This window comes from Mycobacterium sp. NGS49, assembly GCF_059812565.1.
This window is the reverse complement of sequence record NZ_JCALCX010000103.1, coordinates 1-799: the sequence shown is the minus strand read 5'-3', so window position 1 is coordinate 799 and position 799 is coordinate 1. Positions and strand designations below refer to the sequence as shown.

Annotated in this window: 1 pseudogene; it reads right to left on the bottom strand. The window is 76.3% G+C overall.

The features are described from left to right. Positions 1–799: pseudogene (locus AC5Y7D_RS30870) on the bottom strand (hypothetical protein); the annotation flags it as partial.

Sequence of the window (799 nt, the reverse complement as noted above, 5' to 3'; positions counted from 1 at the left end):
TGCAGGGCCGGCAGGCTGCCGGAGAAGGCCGCGGTCAGGGTCGCCGAGAGGGCGGCGTTGAGGGCGGGCAGGGTGGCTTGGAAGGAGGCGGCCAGGGCCGGCAGGGCGCCGGTGAAGGTGGCGGCCAGGTTGGCCCCGGCGCTCAGCAGCGCGTTGAGGCCGGCTTGCAGGGCCGGGGCGCCGGCCAGGGCGGCGTTGAAGGCGGCGGTGAACGCCCCGTTGAGGGCGGCCAGGGAGGCTTGCAGGGCCGGCAGGCTGCCCGAGAACGCTGCGCTCAGGGTCGCCGAGAGGGCGGCGTTGAGGGCGGGCAGGGTGCCGCCGAAGGCGGCGCTGAGTTGGGCGGCCAGGGCCGGGAAGGCGCCGGTGAAGGTGGCGGCCAGGGTGGCCCCGGCGTTCAGGGCGGCGTTCAGGGCGGCTTGCAGGGCCGGAGCCCCGGCAAACGCGGCGTTGAGCGCGGCGGTGAACGCCCCGGACAACACCCCCAGCGAGGCTTGGAAGGCCGGCAGGCTGCCCGACAGGGCGGCGTTGATCGCCCCGGTGAATGCGGCCGACAGGGTCGGCAGGGTGGCCCCGAAAGCCCCGGAGAGCTGCGCGGCCAGCGCGGGCAGTCCCGCGGTGAACGTCGCGGCCAGGTTCTGCCCGGCCGCCAGCAGCGCGTTGAATCCCGCCGAGAGCGCCGGCGCCCCGGACAGCGCCGCGCTCAACGCGGCCTGCAACGCCCCGTTCAACGCCCCCAGCGAGGCCTGGAACGCCGGCAGACTGCCCGAAAGGACCGCGTTCAGCGCGCCCTGGAAGGCGG